This window comes from Nocardia transvalensis (genome assembly GCF_015477765.1).
Lineage (GTDB): Bacteria > Actinomycetota > Actinomycetes > Mycobacteriales > Mycobacteriaceae > Nocardia > Nocardia transvalensis_A.
Genome location: NZ_JADLQQ010000001.1, coordinates 322,145 through 338,116, shown reverse-complemented (window position 1 = coordinate 338,116; position 15,972 = coordinate 322,145). Strand labels below are relative to the sequence as shown.

Annotated in this window: 16 protein-coding genes; 6 read left to right on the top strand and 10 right to left on the bottom strand. The window is 69.3% G+C overall.

Going from position 1 to position 15,972, the window contains the following annotated elements:
* Positions 1-72: 72 nt before the first annotated feature.
* Positions 73-789, bottom strand: coding sequence for a TIGR03089 family protein (locus IU452_RS01530; RefSeq protein ID WP_195107036.1), 717 nt, complete (start codon positions 787-789; stop codon positions 73-75).
* Positions 777-2,228 (bottom strand): LCP family protein, encoded by a 1,452-nt coding sequence (locus tag IU452_RS01525; protein ID WP_195107465.1) that lies wholly within the window; start codon positions 2,226-2,228, stop codon positions 777-779. The genes IU452_RS01530 and IU452_RS01525 overlap by 13 nt, the downstream gene beginning before the upstream one ends.
* 200 nt (positions 2,229-2,428) lie before the next feature.
* Here IU452_RS01525 and rfbD point away from each other — a divergent pair, with 200 nt between their 5' ends.
* From rfbD to IU452_RS01510, 3 genes are all read left to right on the top strand, one after another.
* Positions 2,429-3,298, top strand: coding sequence for a dTDP-4-dehydrorhamnose reductase (gene rfbD, locus IU452_RS01520; protein WP_324192384.1), 870 nt, complete (start codon positions 2,429-2,431; stop codon positions 3,296-3,298).
* A 38-nt stretch (positions 3,299-3,336) separates the two neighbouring features.
* Positions 3,337-4,200: a glycosyltransferase family 2 protein gene (locus IU452_RS01515; protein ID WP_195107464.1), complete on the top strand. Its 864-nt coding sequence runs from the start codon at positions 3,337-3,339 to the stop codon at positions 4,198-4,200.
* A 131-nt stretch (positions 4,201-4,331) separates the two neighbouring features.
* Positions 4,332-5,417 (top strand): sugar phosphate nucleotidyltransferase, encoded by a 1,086-nt coding sequence (locus IU452_RS01510; RefSeq protein ID WP_195107034.1) that lies wholly within the window; start codon positions 4,332-4,334, stop codon positions 5,415-5,417.
* 56 nt (positions 5,418-5,473) lie between these two features.
* Here IU452_RS01510 and IU452_RS01505 read toward each other — a convergent pair whose 3' ends face one another.
* A complete protein-coding gene (locus IU452_RS01505; protein WP_195107033.1) occupies positions 5,474-5,899 on the bottom strand; it encodes a DUF4267 domain-containing protein in 426 nt (141 codons plus the stop codon).
* Positions 5,900-5,986: 87 nt separating this feature from the next.
* Here IU452_RS01505 and IU452_RS01500 point away from each other — a divergent pair, with 87 nt between their 5' ends.
* Positions 5,987-6,559 (top strand): TetR/AcrR family transcriptional regulator, encoded by a 573-nt coding sequence (locus IU452_RS01500; protein WP_195107032.1) that lies wholly within the window; start codon positions 5,987-5,989, stop codon positions 6,557-6,559.
* 130 nt (positions 6,560-6,689) lie between these two features.
* Here IU452_RS01500 and IU452_RS01495 read toward each other — a convergent pair whose 3' ends face one another.
* Positions 6,690-7,766, bottom strand: coding sequence for a CSLREA domain-containing protein (locus IU452_RS01495; RefSeq protein WP_195107031.1), 1,077 nt, complete (start codon positions 7,764-7,766; stop codon positions 6,690-6,692).
* A 204-nt stretch (positions 7,767-7,970) separates the two neighbouring features.
* On the opposite strand from IU452_RS01495, the gene IU452_RS01490 reads away from it, so the two are divergent.
* Positions 7,971-9,437: a phytoene desaturase family protein gene (locus IU452_RS01490; protein WP_195107030.1), complete on the top strand. Its 1,467-nt coding sequence runs from the start codon at positions 7,971-7,973 to the stop codon at positions 9,435-9,437.
* Positions 9,438-9,448: 11 nt separating this feature from the next.
* Here the strand turns inward: IU452_RS01490 and IU452_RS01485 are convergent, their stop codons facing one another.
* The 5 genes from IU452_RS01485 to IU452_RS01465 all read right to left on the bottom strand — a co-directional run bounded on the left by IU452_RS01485 (position 9,449) and on the right by IU452_RS01465 (position 14,819).
* Positions 9,449-10,369 carry a cation diffusion facilitator family transporter gene (locus tag IU452_RS01485; RefSeq protein ID WP_195107029.1) on the bottom strand — a complete coding sequence of 307 codons (921 nt, stop codon included), beginning with the start codon at positions 10,367-10,369 and terminating at the stop codon, positions 9,449-9,451.
* A 67-nt stretch (positions 10,370-10,436) separates the two neighbouring features.
* Positions 10,437-11,666 carry a mannose-6-phosphate isomerase, class I gene (gene manA, locus IU452_RS01480; protein WP_195107028.1) on the bottom strand — a complete coding sequence of 410 codons (1,230 nt, stop codon included), beginning with the start codon at positions 11,664-11,666 and terminating at the stop codon, positions 10,437-10,439.
* Positions 11,666-12,883, bottom strand: coding sequence for a tobH protein (locus IU452_RS01475; protein WP_195107027.1), 1,218 nt, complete (start codon positions 12,881-12,883; stop codon positions 11,666-11,668). The genes manA and IU452_RS01475 overlap by 1 nt, the downstream gene beginning before the upstream one ends.
* Before the next feature lie 72 nt (positions 12,884-12,955).
* Positions 12,956-14,332 carry a phosphomannomutase/phosphoglucomutase gene (locus IU452_RS01470; RefSeq protein ID WP_195107026.1) on the bottom strand — a complete coding sequence of 459 codons (1,377 nt, stop codon included), beginning with the start codon at positions 14,330-14,332 and terminating at the stop codon, positions 12,956-12,958.
* A gap of 97 nt (positions 14,333-14,429) precedes the next feature.
* Complete coding sequence (locus IU452_RS01465; RefSeq protein ID WP_228816440.1) at positions 14,430-14,819, bottom strand: DUF3499 domain-containing protein; 390 nt, start codon at positions 14,817-14,819, stop codon at positions 14,430-14,432.
* Positions 14,820-14,955: 136 nt separating this feature from the next.
* Here IU452_RS01465 and IU452_RS01460 point away from each other — a divergent pair, with 136 nt between their 5' ends.
* On the top strand, positions 14,956-15,435 hold the full coding sequence (locus tag IU452_RS01460) for a metallopeptidase family protein (RefSeq protein ID WP_195107024.1): 480 nt from the start codon (positions 14,956-14,958) through the stop codon (positions 15,433-15,435).
* Between the two features lie 46 nt (positions 15,436-15,481).
* Here IU452_RS01460 and IU452_RS01455 read toward each other — a convergent pair whose 3' ends face one another.
* Positions 15,482-15,715, bottom strand: coding sequence for a WhiB family transcriptional regulator (locus IU452_RS01455; protein WP_030515006.1), 234 nt, complete (start codon positions 15,713-15,715; stop codon positions 15,482-15,484).
* Between the last annotated feature and the right edge of the window lie 257 nt (positions 15,716-15,972).

Here is a 15,972-nt window from a genome sequence, read left to right as displayed (position 1 = left end):
GGACCGGCGGCCCTACCACGGTAGGAATCCCCGACTTGCTCGGTCCCCGATGCTACGCGCGGACCGGGTTTTTCAGGAGCGAATCGTCGTGACCCGCTCGGTCGCGACGCGCTGCTCCTGTGTGCCGGGGTCGGCATTGCTGACCTGGACCAGGGAGGCCCCGGCGGCATAGACCGCCAGCAGGCCGTCGATCAGTTCGGCGGGAGTGTCCCACGCGGTGGTGGACAGGACCCGGTCCTCGGCCGTGAACCCTTGGCGGGCAGCGGATTTGCGGGCCTCGGCGAGGACGTCGGCCACCGGTATGCCGTCCAGGGCCACGCCCGCGCCGCCGGGACGGAACTGGTCGCCGTGCGCGCGGACGGAGGTCGCGAAGTCGGTGATGCCGACGGGTAGATCCCGCACGGGAGCGCCGAGCGGATCCAGTGACAGCGCCGCCACTTCGGGGATGTCCTCGGCCTCGGCGAGGCGGTCGGCGACCACCAGCGCCATCTCGGCGTCGTCGTCGGGACGCAGCACCACCTCGGTACCCGCCCACCAGCAGCCCAGCAGGACCGCCGCGGTCTGCCAGTGCGCGGGCAGCAGTACCGCGATCCGGGCGCCGGGGGTGAGACCGAATTCGTCGCGAATCAGGTTGGCCGTCTTGGCCGCCCAGTTCGCCAGCGTCAGCGCCGACAGCTCGATCCGGGCGCCGGTGGCGTCGTCGTAGTGGGTGATGCGCGGGCCGGCCGGATCGCGGCCCAGGATGGGGTCGAGCAGAGCCTCGGTGACGGTCTGGTTCAGTTCACGCATTTGGGTCCGTTCTGGCCGGCGTCGATCGGAGGTGCGGGCGGCACCGGCGTTGCCGTACCGGAGGATCCGGACAGGTCGAACAGGCTGCTCGCCGCCGAACCGGGACCAGAATAGTCACCGGCCAACACCACTCGCACCGTACCCTCCGGCAGTCCGGACTCGGCGAGCACCGTCAGCCCGCCCAGCGCCTTGGCCACCGCCTTCGCCTTCGGATCGGAGGTGGAACCGGCCACCACCCGGCTGCTCGGCACCGGCCCGCCGATCCAGTTGTCCACCGTCCCGGTCCGGAAGCCCTTGCCCGCCAACGCCTGTGATACCTGACCGGCCAGCCCGGAGGTGCCGCTGGCGTTGTACACGTCCACCGTCACCGACGACGGCGCGACCTCGGACGAATCGCCGGGTCGGTCGCCGACCATCGCCGCCACATAGGATTTCACGGCCTGCGGATCGACCTTCACCACCGATTCACCGGTGGCGGTGGTGCCGTTGATGTCCTTGACCGGAATGGTCTCGAACTTCACCTGTCCGGCCGACAAGTCCTGCAACTGCTGCAGGAACTGCATGACATTCCAGTCGTCGTCGAGCACGATGGTGCGGCCCACCGCCTCGCTGAGCTGGCTCAGCTTGCCGGGATTGGCCAGGATCTTCGCGCTCAGGGCCTGATGCACCAGCGAGGCCATGAACACCTGCTGGCGCACGATCCGATCCAGATCCCCGCGCGGCAGGTCGTGGCGCTGACGGACGAAGCTCAACGCCTGCGGTCCGCTCAGGCGTTGCTCACCCGCGGGAAAGTCGGCGCCCGAGAGCGGCTCGTCCACCGCATTGTTCAGGCAGACATCCACGCCGCCGACCGCATCGGTCAGCAGGACGAACCCCAGCAGGCTCACCTCGGCGTAGTGGTCGACGGTGATACCGGTCAGAGTGGCGACGGACTTGATCAATGCCTGCCGCCCGGCCTGCGTGGACTGCCGCTCCACCTCGGCGTCCGACAGGCCCTGGGCGGACAGCTTCTGTTGCGCCTTGGCCTTGCTCACCCCGTAGGCGGAGTTGATCTTGCCCATGCCGGTGCCGGGAATATCGACATACGAGTCCCGGGGGATCGATATCGCCGTCGCCGAGCGGCCGTCGTTGGGGACGCGGACCAGCACAATCGTGTCGGTGTTGGTGCCGACCTCGTCCCCGGCGTGCAGCATCGCCCGTTCGGCCTGCGTGAGCGGATTGCCGTGGGCGTCGGTGCGGCTGTCGATGCCGACCATCAGGATGTCGGTCGCGCCGTCGCTGCCGCCGCCCAGACCCAGATTGCCGATGCGCTGAATTCCCGAGATCAGGCCGTCGACGCTGTGCCAGCCGAAGCCGGTGACGATGAACACCAGGACCGCGGCCACGGCGGTCAGCAGCCGCCCGGGCCGACTCACCGGCCGGTTGCCGTATGGCCGCATCGGCCGCGGACCGCGCAGCGGTACACCGGCGCCGCGCGGCCGCGGCGGCACGGATGCCCTGGTGCGCTGCGGCAACTTCGTCGTCCTTTCGGCCCCGCCCGATAACCCCATGTCTTCTCTACCCCCTCCGAACGAGGCTAACGAATGCGGCGGCGTGCATGGTTCAACCGCTGCTGGCGCGGCGTGCCAGACTTTCCGGCGTGACTTCAGCGCCCCCGTCCCCCCCACGTCTGGTCGTCACCGGCGCCGGTGGGCAACTCGGTCGCGCCCTGTGCGCGCAGGCACCCCGCGCCGTCGCGCTGCACCGGCGCGACCTGGACATCACCGATCCCGGCGCCGTCCGCGGCGCGCTCGAGCCCGGTGACGTGGTGGTCAACTGCGCCGCGTATACCGCGGTAGACGCGGCCGAATCCGACTCCGCGGCGGCGTTCGCCGGTAACGAGACAGGACCGGCCGTCCTCGCGGCGGCGTGTACCGCGGTGGGCGCCACCATGATTCACGTTTCCACCGACTATGTCTTCGACGGCAGCGGCACCCGTCCCTACGAACCGGGCGATCCGACCGCGCCCACCAGTGTGTACGGGTATTCCAAACTGGCCGGGGAGCAGGCCGTGCTGCGGCTGGCCCCCACCGCCCACATCGTCCGGACCGGCTGGGTGTACACCGGCGACCAAGGCGATTTCGTCGCCACCATGCGTCGGCTGGAACGCGAGCGCGACACGGTATCGGTGGTGAACGACCAGATCGGTTCGCCCACCTACGCCCACGACCTGGCCGCCGGTTTACTGGAACTGGCCGGGAGGGTGGGCTCGCAGAGCCCACCGCCGCGGGTGCTGCACGCGACCAATGCGGGGCAGGCGAGCTGGTTCGACCTGGCCCGCGCCGTATTCGCCGGGCTCGGTGCCGATCCCGAGCGGGTGCGCCCCTGCACGAGCGCGCAATTCCCGAGTCCCGTTCGGCGCCCGGCATATTCGGTGCTGTCGAACCGTGCCTGGATCGCCGCCGGGCTCACCCCCCTAAGGAATTGGCGCGACGCCCTCGCGGACGCACTGACGCGCGTATCCGGTTAGGCTGCGTAGCCGTGAACGATTCTGTCGGACGGCCCACTATGGTCGTGGTCACGGTGACCTATTCGCCGGGGGAGCACCTCGAGCACTTCATCAGCACCCTGGCCACCGCCACCACCGAGAAACCGCAGGTCATTCTCGCCGACAACGGCTCGACCGACGGAACGCCGGAATTGGCCGCGGAGGCCAACGAGCATGTGCGGCTGCTGCGGACCGGCGGCAATATCGGCTACGGCGGTGCGATCAACCGGGCGGTCGCCGAGATCGATCCGGAGATCGAATTCGTCGTCATCGCCAATCCGGATATCCGCTGGGGCACCGATTCGATCGATCGGCTGCTCGAGGCGGCGCAGCGGTGGCCGCGGGCCGGGGCGCTGGGTCCGCTGGTGCGCGAGCCGGACGGCAGCATCTATCCCTCGGCCCGGCGGGTGCCGGGGCTGCTCGACGGCGCCGGGCACGCCGTCCTGGGCACCATCTGGCCGGGCAACCCGTGGACCCGCCGCTACCGGCAGGAGAACGAGGAGATCTCCGAGCGCACGGTCGGCTGGCTGTCGGGCTCGTGCCTGCTGGTGCGCCGCACCGCCTTCGACGCCATCGACGGCTTCGACTCCCGCTACTTCATGTACATGGAGGACGTCGACTTCGGTGACCGCATGGGCAGGGCGGGCTGGCACAATGTCTTCGTGCCGTCGGCGGAGGTCACGCACGCCAAGGGGCACGCGGCCGGGCGCAATCCCGAGGCCATGCTGCCCGCCCATCACGCCTCCGCGTACCGCTTCCAGGCCGACCGGCATCCGCACTGGTGGCAGGCGCCGCTGCGGTGGGCGTTGCGCGCCGGACTTGCGATCCGCTGCAGGCTTGCGGTTCGATCTGCGCTGCGTGAACGCGACGCGGGACGCGGATGAATTCGACGCCCGACCGAGATCGGGAGCGAACCATTGCGTGAACCCGACGTGCAACGCTGGAGTAAACGGAACGATCGGGCTCATGCTGTCCCGGCGTATCCGCGGATGAGACCTGTGAACAGGGGAGATTGATGGCGGACACGAACGGCACCGCGGCCGAGGCCGTGATTCTGGTCGGTGGTCAGGGGACCCGGCTGCGCCCGCTGACCCTGTCGGCACCCAAACCCATGTTGCCGGTGGCCGGTCTGCCGTTCCTGCATCATCTACTCGCGCGCATCGCCGACGCGGGGATCACGCACGTCGTACTGGGTACGTCGTTCAAGGCGGAGGTGTTCGAGGAGCATTTCGGTGACGGCGCCGATCTCGGGCTCGAGATCGACTACGTCACCGAAAGCGAACCTCTGGGCACCGGCGGTGGCATTCGCAACGTGCTGCCCAAGCTGCGCGCCGACACGGTGATGGTGTTCAACGGCGATGTGCTCGGCGGCACGGATCTGGGCGCGGTGCTCGACACCCATGCCTCCACCAACGCCGATGTGACCCTGCACCTGGTGCGGGTCAGCGATCCGCGCGCCTTCGGTTGTGTGCCGACCGACGAGAACGGCCGGGTCACCGCGTTTCTGGAGAAGACCCAGGACCCGCCGACCGATCAGATCAACGCCGGATGCTACGTGTTCCGCCGCGAGTACATCGAGAAGATCCCAACCGGACGCCCGGTGTCGGTCGAGCGTGAGGTGTTCCCGGCCCTGCTGGCCGAGGGTGCGCATATCCAGGCTCATGTCGACACCTCCTACTGGCGCGATATGGGCACGCCCGAGGATTTCGTGCGCGGCTCGGCCGATCTGGTCCGCGGCATCGCGCCCTCGCCCGCCCTGCCCGGGCAGCGCGGGGAGTCGCTGGTGCATTCGGGTGCCGGTGTGGCGCCGGGGGCGCTGCTGATCGGCGGCACGGTCGTCGGTCGCGGGGCCGAGGTCGGCGCCGGGGCCCGCCTCGACGGTGCGGTGCTGTTCGACGGTGCCCGCGTGGAAGCCGGTGCGACGGTGGAACGTTCGATCATCGGCTTCGGTGCGCGCATCGGGCCGCGCGCCCTGGTCCGTGACGCCGTCATCGGCGACGGGGCCAACGTGGGCGCCCGCTGTGAGCTACTACGCGGCGCCAGAATCTGGCCCGGCGTCGACATCCCCGACGGCGGTATCCGCTTCTCCACCGACGTATAGCAATCGCGCCGCCCACGGGCGAGCGGGCGGCGCGATTGCGGCGGTGGGGGTTTCGATCAGGCGGCGACCGCGTGGGTGGCGACCCGGGCGGACCGGACCGCACGCTGTTCGCGGATCAGCAGGGTGGCGGTCAGGATCACCAGCGCGGCGGTGAAGCCGTGGATGCCGACCGCGGCGGCCGTTGAGCCGTCGTACCGCAGCACGGTCAGCATGTCGCCGATCGGAACCAGGCTGGTGGCCAGCATGCCCACACCGAGCGCATATCGCTGACGGGTGGCCAGTAGAACCAGGATGAGCACGCCGGATGCGGTGTCTCGCACGCCCTTGAGGTTCATGAAGGCACTCGCCTTGCCCTCCGGCCATTCGGGCAGGCCGAAGCCGGGGGCGATGGTCTCGGGGGCGATGAGGTAGGTCAGACCGATGTAGAGGATGAACGCGGCACCGAGGAGGCTGAGGCCGGTGGTGATTCGAGAGAGGGTCATTGTGGTGCTCCAAAATCTAGCGCTGCTAACTCGACGCAACGATAACTCGGCCTCCGCTACATTGTCTAGCATTGCTAGGATGTGATCGTGACCGCACAGACCCGACGGGAACGTCAACGCGCCGAACGGCATCAGTTGATCATCGACACGGCCCGGGAGATCGCCGAGACCCAGGGCTGGGATGCGGTGACCGTGCGCCGCTTGGCCGACGCCATCGAATACAGCCAGCCCGTGCTCTACAGCCACTTCTCCGGGAAGGATGCGATCGTCGCCGCGGTAGCCGAACAGGGTTTCGCCGAACTGGGGGAGCTATCGAGGCGGTTGCGCGCGGCCGCGGACACCCCGGAGAAGGCGCTCACCGCCGTGGCGCGCGGCTATCTGGAGTTCGCGCGCACCAGTCCGGCGCTCTACGAGGCCATGTTCGTCATGAAGGTGGATATCGAATTCGGGCCGGATGCGCCGCAGGCCCTGCGTGCCGCATTCGGCGAACTGGTCGCGGTCTTCGCCCCCTTCGCCCGCGATACCGACGTGGAGACCTTCACCGAGGTGGCCTGGAGCGCCCTGCACGGCCTGGCCACCCTCGATCACGACGGCCGCCTGCGCCCCGACTTTCGTCCCCAGCGCCTGGCCGTTCTCGTCGATCAGTGGACGCGTCGCTAACCGGACGACCCGGCCGCGGAACCCGAGATCGCCATCGACATCAGCCAGGTGAAGGCGTGTCCGACCGCCGTCATCCAGCCGCCCACATTGAACGAGCCCATCGCCCGATCCTTTCCGTAGAGGGTCGTGCTCAGGGGCCGACCCGGTCGCCTGCCGCGGTGAGGTCGCAGGAGGTGTCGTTGCTGGAATTGCCGCCGGTGGAGGTGATCTCGGCGAAGACCTTCTTGCAGTTCTGCTCGCCGAGCCCGGAGGTGTTGTCGGCGATCGTGCTGCCGCGCAGGATGAGGTGTCCCATGCCGGGATTCACGGCATCGGTGAACTGGTAGGGCAGCGTGTCGAGATAGGCGGGCGCGATATTGATTCCGCCGCCGCCATCGGTGGCGGTATTGCGGACGACCTGCGAGTCGATGAGCACCACCAGGCCCAGGCCGCGGATGTCGAGCCCGCCGCCGCGACCGGCGAATCCGCCCGGCCGGTACCAGCGCCCCGGATTGGTCACCCGGTTGTCGCTGATGGTCGTGCGGGTGAAGGTGCAGGTGTCGTCGCAGCGCACGCCGCCCGCCTCGCCGGCCGCATTCCCGGCGATGATGCTGTCGGTGGCCTTCATGTCGGCGACCGGGATGTTGAAGATGCCGCCGCCGTAGTCGGCCGCGTTACCGGTGACGGTGACGTGGTCCAGCGACAGCCTGCCGGAATTGGCGATGCCGCCACCTCCGGTGTCGTAGAAGGGGATTTCGCGCTGGGTGGTGTTGCCGCCGGTGATCGTCAGCCCCGAGAGCGTGACGTTCGCGGTGGTCAGCATGACCCGGTCGAGATGGCTCGCGTCGATGACGGTCCGATCCTGTCCGGCGCCGCGGATCGTGGTGTCGGAGGTGACATCCAGGTCGCCGGTGGTCGGATCGATGAACGGGCCCTGGGTATTCCAGACGGTCGGCGGGATGGTCAGCGTGTAGCGGCCGGGCGGCACCTCGATCGTGGTGCCCGGGCGCGCATTGGCCACCTGGATCGCCGCCCGCAGCGTGCACTCTCCGGTGCGGGTGCGGCATTGTCCGTCGAACGGATTCGCGGCGGCACCGTCGGCGGTGGTGGTGACCACGATGGTGGCGGGGGCCTGCGCCGACCCGGTGTCGGCCGCCGCGGGAGTCGCCCAGAATGCCGCGAGAATCGTTGCGATACTGCCCAGTTCGACAAATCGGCGAGCGGTCATGGGCCGAACTCCTTGGTAGGCAGGAAAACTCATGATCTTGTGACGCTTGTCACACTAGAATGACCGGTATACCCCGGCGATGCCATGGGCGGTTTGCCGAATTTCCTGCCGTTCGGTTGGTATCCGGACCAGGGTGTTGCCTCCCGTCGGCCGGTGGTGCCGACACCACCGACGCCGCTGCCGCACACGCCTAGAGTGGTGATCATGGCGGATGCGGTGGTGGTGGGGGCGGGACCGAACGGGCTCGCCGCGGCGGTGATCCTGGCCCGGGCGGGACTCGAGGTCGCGGTATACGAGGCGGGGGACACCGTCGGCGGCGGCTGCCGGACGGCCGAGCTGACCCTGCCCGGATATCACCACGACGTCTGCGCCGGTGCGCATCCGATGGCGGTGGCCTCCCCGTTCTTTCGCGCCTTCGACCTGGAGGCGCACGGGGTCGAACTGCTCACTCCGGAGGTGTCCTACGCTCATCCGCTCGACGGGGGCGTGGCCGGAGTGGCCTGGCGCGACCTCGATCGGACCGTGGCGGGTCTCGGGCGCGACGGTGCGGCGTGGCGGCGGCTGTTCGCCCCGCTGGCGCGGCACTGGCAGGGCGTGGTGGAGCTGGCCATGTCGGATCTGCGCCATCCGCCCCTGGACCTGTCGGCCGGGGTGCGGTTCGGGAGGCGGCTGCTCGAACAGTGCTCGCCGCTGTGGAATCTGCGATTCCGGGAGGATGCGGCCGCGGCGATGCTCACCGGGATCGCCGCGCACGCCATCATTCCGCCGCGCAGCTTCTCCGCGGCGGGTGCGGCGCTGATGTTGGGCACCCTCGCCCATGTGGACGGGTGGCCGGTCCCGCGCGGCGGGAGCCAAGCCATCGTGGACGCCCTCGCCGCCGATCTCACCGGACACGGCGGCCGGATCGTGACCGGGCACCGCGTCGACTCGCTCGACGAATTCCGGGGTGCCCGTGCGGTTCTGCTCGATCTCGCCCCCGCCGAACTCCTGCGCATCGCCGACGATCGGCTGCCCGGCCGCTACGCCGCTCAGCTGCGCCGCTTCCGGTACGCGGGAGCCGCCTGCAAGGTCGACTTCGCCCTGTCCGGCCCGGTGCCGTGGCAGGCCGAGGGCTGTGATCGCGCGGGCACGCTGCATCTGGTGGGTACCCGCGCGGAGGCGGAGGCGGTCGAAAAGACCATCGCCGCAGGAGAATACGCCGAACGCCCGTATGTGCTGGTCATCCAGCCCGGTGTCGTCGACCCGACGCGCGCGCCACAGGGCGGTCACACCCTCTATGCCTACGCCCACGTCCCACAGGGTTCCGATCGCGATGTCAGCGAGGCCGTCATCGCCCAGATCGAGCGTTTCGCCCCCGGCTTCCGGGAGCTGATCCTCGCGAAACACGTCCGGACGGCCGCGGCCATGCCCGCCTACAACGCCAACTACGTCGGGGGCAACATCTCCTCCGGTGCGATGTCCCTGTGGCAGACCGTCGCCCGCCCGGCACCTCGCTGGAACCCCTACGCCACCCCGCTTCCGGGCGTCTATCTCTGCTCCCAGTCCACCCCGCCGGGTCCGGGGGTGCACGGCATGAGCGGATTGCATGCGGCCCGCCACGCCCTGCGCACCCGCTTCGGTGTCCGGGCCGACCCGCTCACCCTGTTGAAGGGTGCCTCACTGACCGGGTAGGGGTCGGCGTCTCACACCGTTTGGGTGCGGTAGAGGTCCGGTTCGACGTACATGAGTTTGGCGGCGGGGACCGCGGTGCGCACGCGGGCCTCGGCGTCGTCGATTGCCTGGGCGATGTCCTGGATCTGCAGGCCGGGGACGATGGATACCTTGGCGGCCACCAGGAGTTCGTCGGGGCCCAGGTATTCGGTGCGCAGATGGATGACGCGGTCGATGCGGGTGCCGTCGACCAGGCTCTCGAGGATCGTGCGGTTCTGGTCGGGGGTCGCGCCCTCGCCGATGAGCAGGCTCTTCATCTCGATGATCAGCACGATCGCGATGGTGCCCAGCAGGGCGCCGATGCCGAGGGTGCCGATGCCGTCCCAGATCGGATCGCCGGTCAGCATCGTGAGGACGACAGCCGACAGCGCGAGCACCAGACCGACCAGTGCGCCGGTGTCCTCGAGCAACACCACCGGAAGCTCCGGATTACGGGAATGGCGGATGAATTGCCACCAACTCGCGGTGCCACGCAGCGGGTTCGATTCGCGTATGGCGGTGATGAAGCTGTAGGTCTCCAGCCCGATCGCGATCACGAGAATTGTGACGGCCACGAGCGGCGCGGTCAGCTCCTCCGGATGCTGAATTTTATGGATGCCCTCGTAGACGGAAAACATCGCGCCGAGGGTGAACAGCACCAGCGCCACGACGAACGAATAGAAGTACCGGTTGCGCCCGTAACCGAACAGGTGTTTCTCGTCGGCCTCCCGCGCGGCCCGATTCTGGCCCAGTAGCAACAATCCCTGGTTGCCGGTATCGGCCACCGAGTGCACCGCCTCGGCCAGCATGGACGCCGACCCCGTGATCGCCGCGCCGATGAACTTCGCAATCGCGATGCCCAGGTTCGCGGTCAACGCCGCGAGGATCGCCTTCCTACCGCCACCGGCAGACATAATGCAGCCCTGGTCCTTTCGTGTCCGATTCGCCGGAACAATCTACCCCGAGAGCGCGACTTACCTACTAGTAGCTGACACATGCACAGAACAGCTGCGCCGGGCCGTCGACCGCCTGTGCCCGGATGTTCACATCGGCCGCCGACACCCAGGCGGCACTGCCCGGCGTGATCCGCAATTCGGTCGCGCCCTGCCGCAGCCGCACGGTTCCGGCGGTGCACAACATGATGCCCGGCCCGTGGCTCAGGATCGGCATCGGCTCCGCCGACTCGCCCAGGTCGAAGCGGCGCAGCTCGAATTCCGGCGCCGGGGTGTGATAGACGAAGGCGCCGTCGCCGAGAGGTTCGGGCGTCACGATCGGCAGATCAAGCGGTTCGAAATCCAGCACCCGCAGCAGTTCGGGCACATCCACATGCTTGGGGGTCAGCCCGCCGCGCAACACGTTGTCGGAGTTGGCCATGATCTCCACCCCGACTCCGCGCAGATAGGCGTGCAGATTGCCGGCGGCGAGGAACAGCCCCTGACCGGGCTCCAGGGTCACCCGATTCAGCAGCAGTGACGCCAGCACCCCGGCGTCGCCGGGATAGGCCTCGGCCAGCTCCAGCGTGGTGCGCGCCTCGGCCGCGAACTCCTTGCCCGCCTGCGAGTCGTCGTCGGAGTTCTTGAGATAGCGCACGCAGCCGTCGAGCACCTTCGGCAGCAGGGTGGCCAGCATGGCCTGCGGCAAGGTGATCCAGGTCGTGAACAGGGTCCGCAGCCCGTCCGAATCGGGCTGAGCGGCAAGCAGTTCGGCGTAGGCGACCAGTTCCGGCACGGCCAGGGCGTTCAACAGCGCCACGGTGCGGTGCGGATCGCGGAAACCCGCCAGCGCCTCGAAGCGCTCCAGCGCCACCACCAGTTCCGGCTTGTGGTTCTCGTCGCGGTAGTTGCGCAGCGGCGAATCCAGCGGCACCCGCGCGTGATTCTCCCGCTCGTATCCGGCACGCGCCTGCTCGAGGCTGGGATGCGCCTGCAGCGACAGCGGCTCCTCGGCGGCGAGGATCTTCAGCAGGAACGGCAGCCGCCCGCCGAAAGCCGGTGCCACCGGACCCAATTCGTGCTGCGGATCGGCGGCCACCACCTCGAGCAGCGAGGCGGTCCGGCCGTCGAGGCACACCTGCGCGGGATCGGCGGGATGCGCCCCGAACCACAGTTCGGCCTCCGGATGCGCGGACGGGACCGGTCGGCCGCACAACTGGGCGAGTGCGGTGCGCGAGCCCCAGGCATAGGAACGCAGCGCACCAACGAGTTCGAGCACTAGTAGTGTCCCCCGTCGTAGTGGGCAGGACGGTCCGAGCCGGCCGACGGGCCACCAAGCAGGCGCAGATAGGCCGCCGCCATCTCCAGCCGAAGGATCAGTACCGCAAGCTGTTCCAGCTCACCGCCGCGGCCCGGGCCCGGCTGCTGCTCGGGCACCGTCTCGCTCACCAGCGTTTCCGGGTCGCGTGGCACGGTGGCCTCGGTGCTCATCAACCCCACATCGACGTTGACCAGATCGGCGTCCACCAGCCCGGCGCTCGCACCGAATACGGCCAACCGCCGTCCCGCCGCCACCTGATCGGTCTCGGCGCTCACCACGAAGACGCGCACCCGATCCACGGGCGCCGGGCCGTCGAGTTGTTCGTCGTGGAACAGCGGATCGTAGCCGGGCGCGGCCACATTGGCGGCCTCGCTCATGCGGGAATTGGCGGCCACGGCGTCGGCCAGGTGGGCGGCCGCCGCGATCTGCCCGGCCGCCTGCAGCAGCACCTCGGCGCCGTGCCCGGCCACCTCGGCCGCGGCGGGGGAATCGCCGGACAGCACGATGCGCCGCTCCTGCATGCGCGCGGCCAGCGTCTTGGCCGGGTTGTGGAAGACCTCGTTGTGCGGGCCGTCCCGCATCGCCTCCGCGTCGAGCACATCGGCCAGCGCGTCCAGATCGGGGACCAGGGGGCCGATGTGGGACGGGTCGACGGCCCGCAGGACGGCGATCCCGACGGCCAGGAAGCGCAGCAGCCGATTGTGCTCGAGCACCCGCACCCGCGGCGGCAGCATCGCGGCCCGACCGGCCGCGGCGGCGCGCAGCGGACCCTCGTCGGGGGTGGCGATCACCACTTCGGCACCGCGTTTGAGGGCGCGGTCGACCGCGCCGATGAGCCGCGGATCACCCGCGTCGTCGCCGGCGACGAGCACCACATCCAGCGGACCCACCCACTGCGGAATCGCGGTGACCGGGACGATCGGCAGTCCGGCGCGATCGCCCAGCGCGGCCACCAGCAGCGCGGCCGCGCGGGCGGCACGACCGGCGCCGGAGACCAGCACCACGCTGCGCGGACGCAGGCCGCCCAGGCGGGCCAGCGCATCCTCGCCGATGGCCGCCGCGGTGGCCCGCACCTGGGCACCGCCGGACGCGGCCGAGCGCAATGTCCCCCCGGAGTCGGCGGCCTCCAGCGAGGCGACGTCATCGAGGTCGAGTACCGGTGTCCCTGCGATCATCGGGCGTTGCCACCTCCCCTCATCGGGTCACCAGGGCGGGTGAATCCGAGCTCTGTGATTCCACTATTCCAGTCAGCCGCGGACGATGCTCAGGATCTCGGTCACGAGTGCGTCTACATCCTCCTGCGATCGGGCCTCGACGTTGAGGCGCAGCAGCGGTTCGGTATTCGAGGCGCGCAGGTTGAACCAGGCGTCGTCGGGCAGCTGCACGGTGAGTCCGTCCATCCGGTCCACCGCCTTGGCTCTACCCTCGAATGCCGCGAGTACCGCCATCGTCCGCTCCTTCGCATCCGCCACTGTGGAATTGATCTCACCGGAGGCGGCATATGTTGCATAGGAGGAGGCGAGCTCCGACATGGGCCGGTCCTTCTCGCCGAGGGCGGCCAGCACGTGCAGGGCCGCGAGCATGCCGGAGTCGGCGCCCCAGAAGTCGCGGAAGTAGTAGTGCGCGGAATGCTCGCCGCCGAAGATGGCGCCGGTGGCGGCCATCTGCTGTTTGATGAACGAATGCCCGACCCGGGTGCGCACCGGGGTGCCGCCCAGTTCGGTGACCAGCTCCGGCACCGCGCGCGAGGTGATCAGGTTGTGGATGATCGTGGCGCCGGGTTCCTTGGCCAGCTCCCGCTCGGCGACCAGCGCGGTGATCGCCGACGGCGAGACCGGCTCGCCCTTCTCGTCCACCACGAAACAGCGGTCGGCGTCGCCGTCGAAGGCCAGGCCGATATCGGCGCCGGTTTCGCGGACGAACTTCTGCAGGTCCACCAGATTCTTCGGGTCCAGCGGATTGGCCTCGTGATTGGGGAACGAGCCGTCCAGTTCGAAGTACAGCGGCGCGACGGTCAGCTGCGGCACCGGGCCCAGCACCGCCGGCACGGTGTAGCCGCCCATGCCGTTGCCGGCGTCCACGGCGACCTTCAACGGACGGATATCGCTCAAACCGACCAGCCCGCGCAGGAATTCGGCGTAGGCCTCGAGCAGATTCTGCTCGGTGGCCGTGCCGGGGGCGCCGTCGTAGTCCGGCACGCCGTCGATCAGCTCCTGGGTGATGGTCGCCAGCCCGGTGTCCTGACCGACGGGCAGGGCGTTGGCCCGGCAGAGCTTGATGCCGTTGTAGCGGGCCGGGTTGTGGCTGGCGGTGAACATCGCGCCCGGGCACGCCAGGCTGCCGGAGGCGAAGTACAGCTCGTCGGTGGAGGCCAGCCCGATGTGCACCACGTCCAGGCCCTGGGCGAGCACACCGTCGGCGAAGGCGGCCGCCAGCCCCGGCGAGGATTCGCGCATGTCGTGTCCGACGACGGCCCTGGTCGCGCCCTCGCCCCGCATCAGCCGCGCGAACGAAGCGCCCACGTCCCGAACGAAATCCGCATCGATCTGTTCCCCGACGACACCGCGAACGTCGTACGCCTTGACAACTGCATGTACCGACTCGGCAGATCGCGCGACTGTCATAAAGGACACCCTAGTAGGCCCGGACACAAGCCTCTCCCGAGTCCCCGATTATTCACCGTCGGCGTGCAGTGATCGCGATGCGGGGAGGCGGGGAGCGTCAATTCGGGGGGTCGGGCAGGACGCGGAGGTGGCCGCGGCGGCCCGTGCGGCCGGTGCGGGTCGGGCGGGGTGGGGCGGAGGGGTGGTCGGGGTAGCCGCGCTGTTCGGGTTCCGGTGTGCGGCGGCGCATTCCGGCCTCCCGGACGGCCTCGGCCAGTGCGGTCAGATCGTCGTCGTCCGGGGTGCTGGAGGAGAAGCCGCCCTCGTGGCGGACCATATCCCAGCCTTTGGGCGCGGTGATCCGGGACGCATGGGTCTCGCACAGGTCCCAGGAGTGCGGCTCGGCGACGGTGGCGAGGGGGCCGACGACTGCCGTCGAATCGGAGTACACATACGTGAGCGTCGCGACGGCCGGGTTCTTGCAGCCTGGGCGGCAGCAACGACGCATGGGAATCACGCCCAGCAGCGTAACCCCCCTGCCGCCCCCGCGCCGAGAGACACGCAGGATGGGATCGGTGTCACTGTCCGGGTCCGGTGCAGGGCGGCCTGACGCTGGGGGAGGCGGCACATACTAGATTCAATCCATGACCCGTTCACGGAAGCGGCCGCCTACCGCGCGGTCGGTGATTCGTCGTGGGCGTGGGGTGCGTGGACCCATGCTGCCGCCGACCGTGCCCGCGTGGCGCACCCGGGGACAGCAGTTCGACCGACTGGTCCTCGAGGCGTTCGCCCCGCTGGACAGCCGCTGGCACGACCGGCTCACCAAACTGGACATCGCCGTCGACGACGTTCCGAAAATCCGTCCGCTGCACCCGGATTCGGTGACCTGGCCGGAGGAGGTCGTGGCCGACGGCCCGGTCCCGCTGTCGCGGCTGATCCCGGCCGGAGTGGACCGGCACGGTGCCGCGACGCGGGCCCGGGTCGTGCTGTTCCGCATGCCGCTCGAACTGCGCGGGGGTAACGACCCGGACGACCTGGTGGACCTCCTGCGCGAGGTCCTCGTCCAACAGATCGCCACCTATCTCGGCGTCGACCCGGACGTCATCGATCCCGAAGAGCCCTGATACCCCGGAAAAAACCGCGGGAGCCTGGGTTTCCCCGGGCTCCCGGCTAGCTGATGCCTCGCTTCAGGCGGCGGCGCTCCCGTTCGGATAGGCCGCCCCAGATGCCGAAGCGCTCATCGTGGGCCAGTGCGTATTCCAGGCATTCGTCGCGGACCTCGCAGCCCATGCAGATCCGCTTCGCCTCTCGGGTCGAGCCGCCCTTCTCGGGGAAGAACGCCTCCGGATCCGTCTGGGCGCACAGGGCCCGTTCCTGCCACTGTTCCTCGATCGTGTCGAACATGGCATCGAAGTCGGTGACGATGAGGCTCAGTTTGGGCGGTTCGGGCTTGCGTTGCGTTCGTGCCCACTGCCCTCCCTGCTGTGTCGAACTGTCCGATGCCGCTCCGGTTGTCACCGCGCTTCCCCCCTCTCGTTCCTCGTTCACGCTGTCAGCACAGACGCCAGGTGCTGCGCCTGCTGTGGAATCGGTTTGCGATACACCGCCCGGATTGCCCGACGGGGCCAGCTCCTCGGCCATCGCTCCGCCTCCTCACTGTG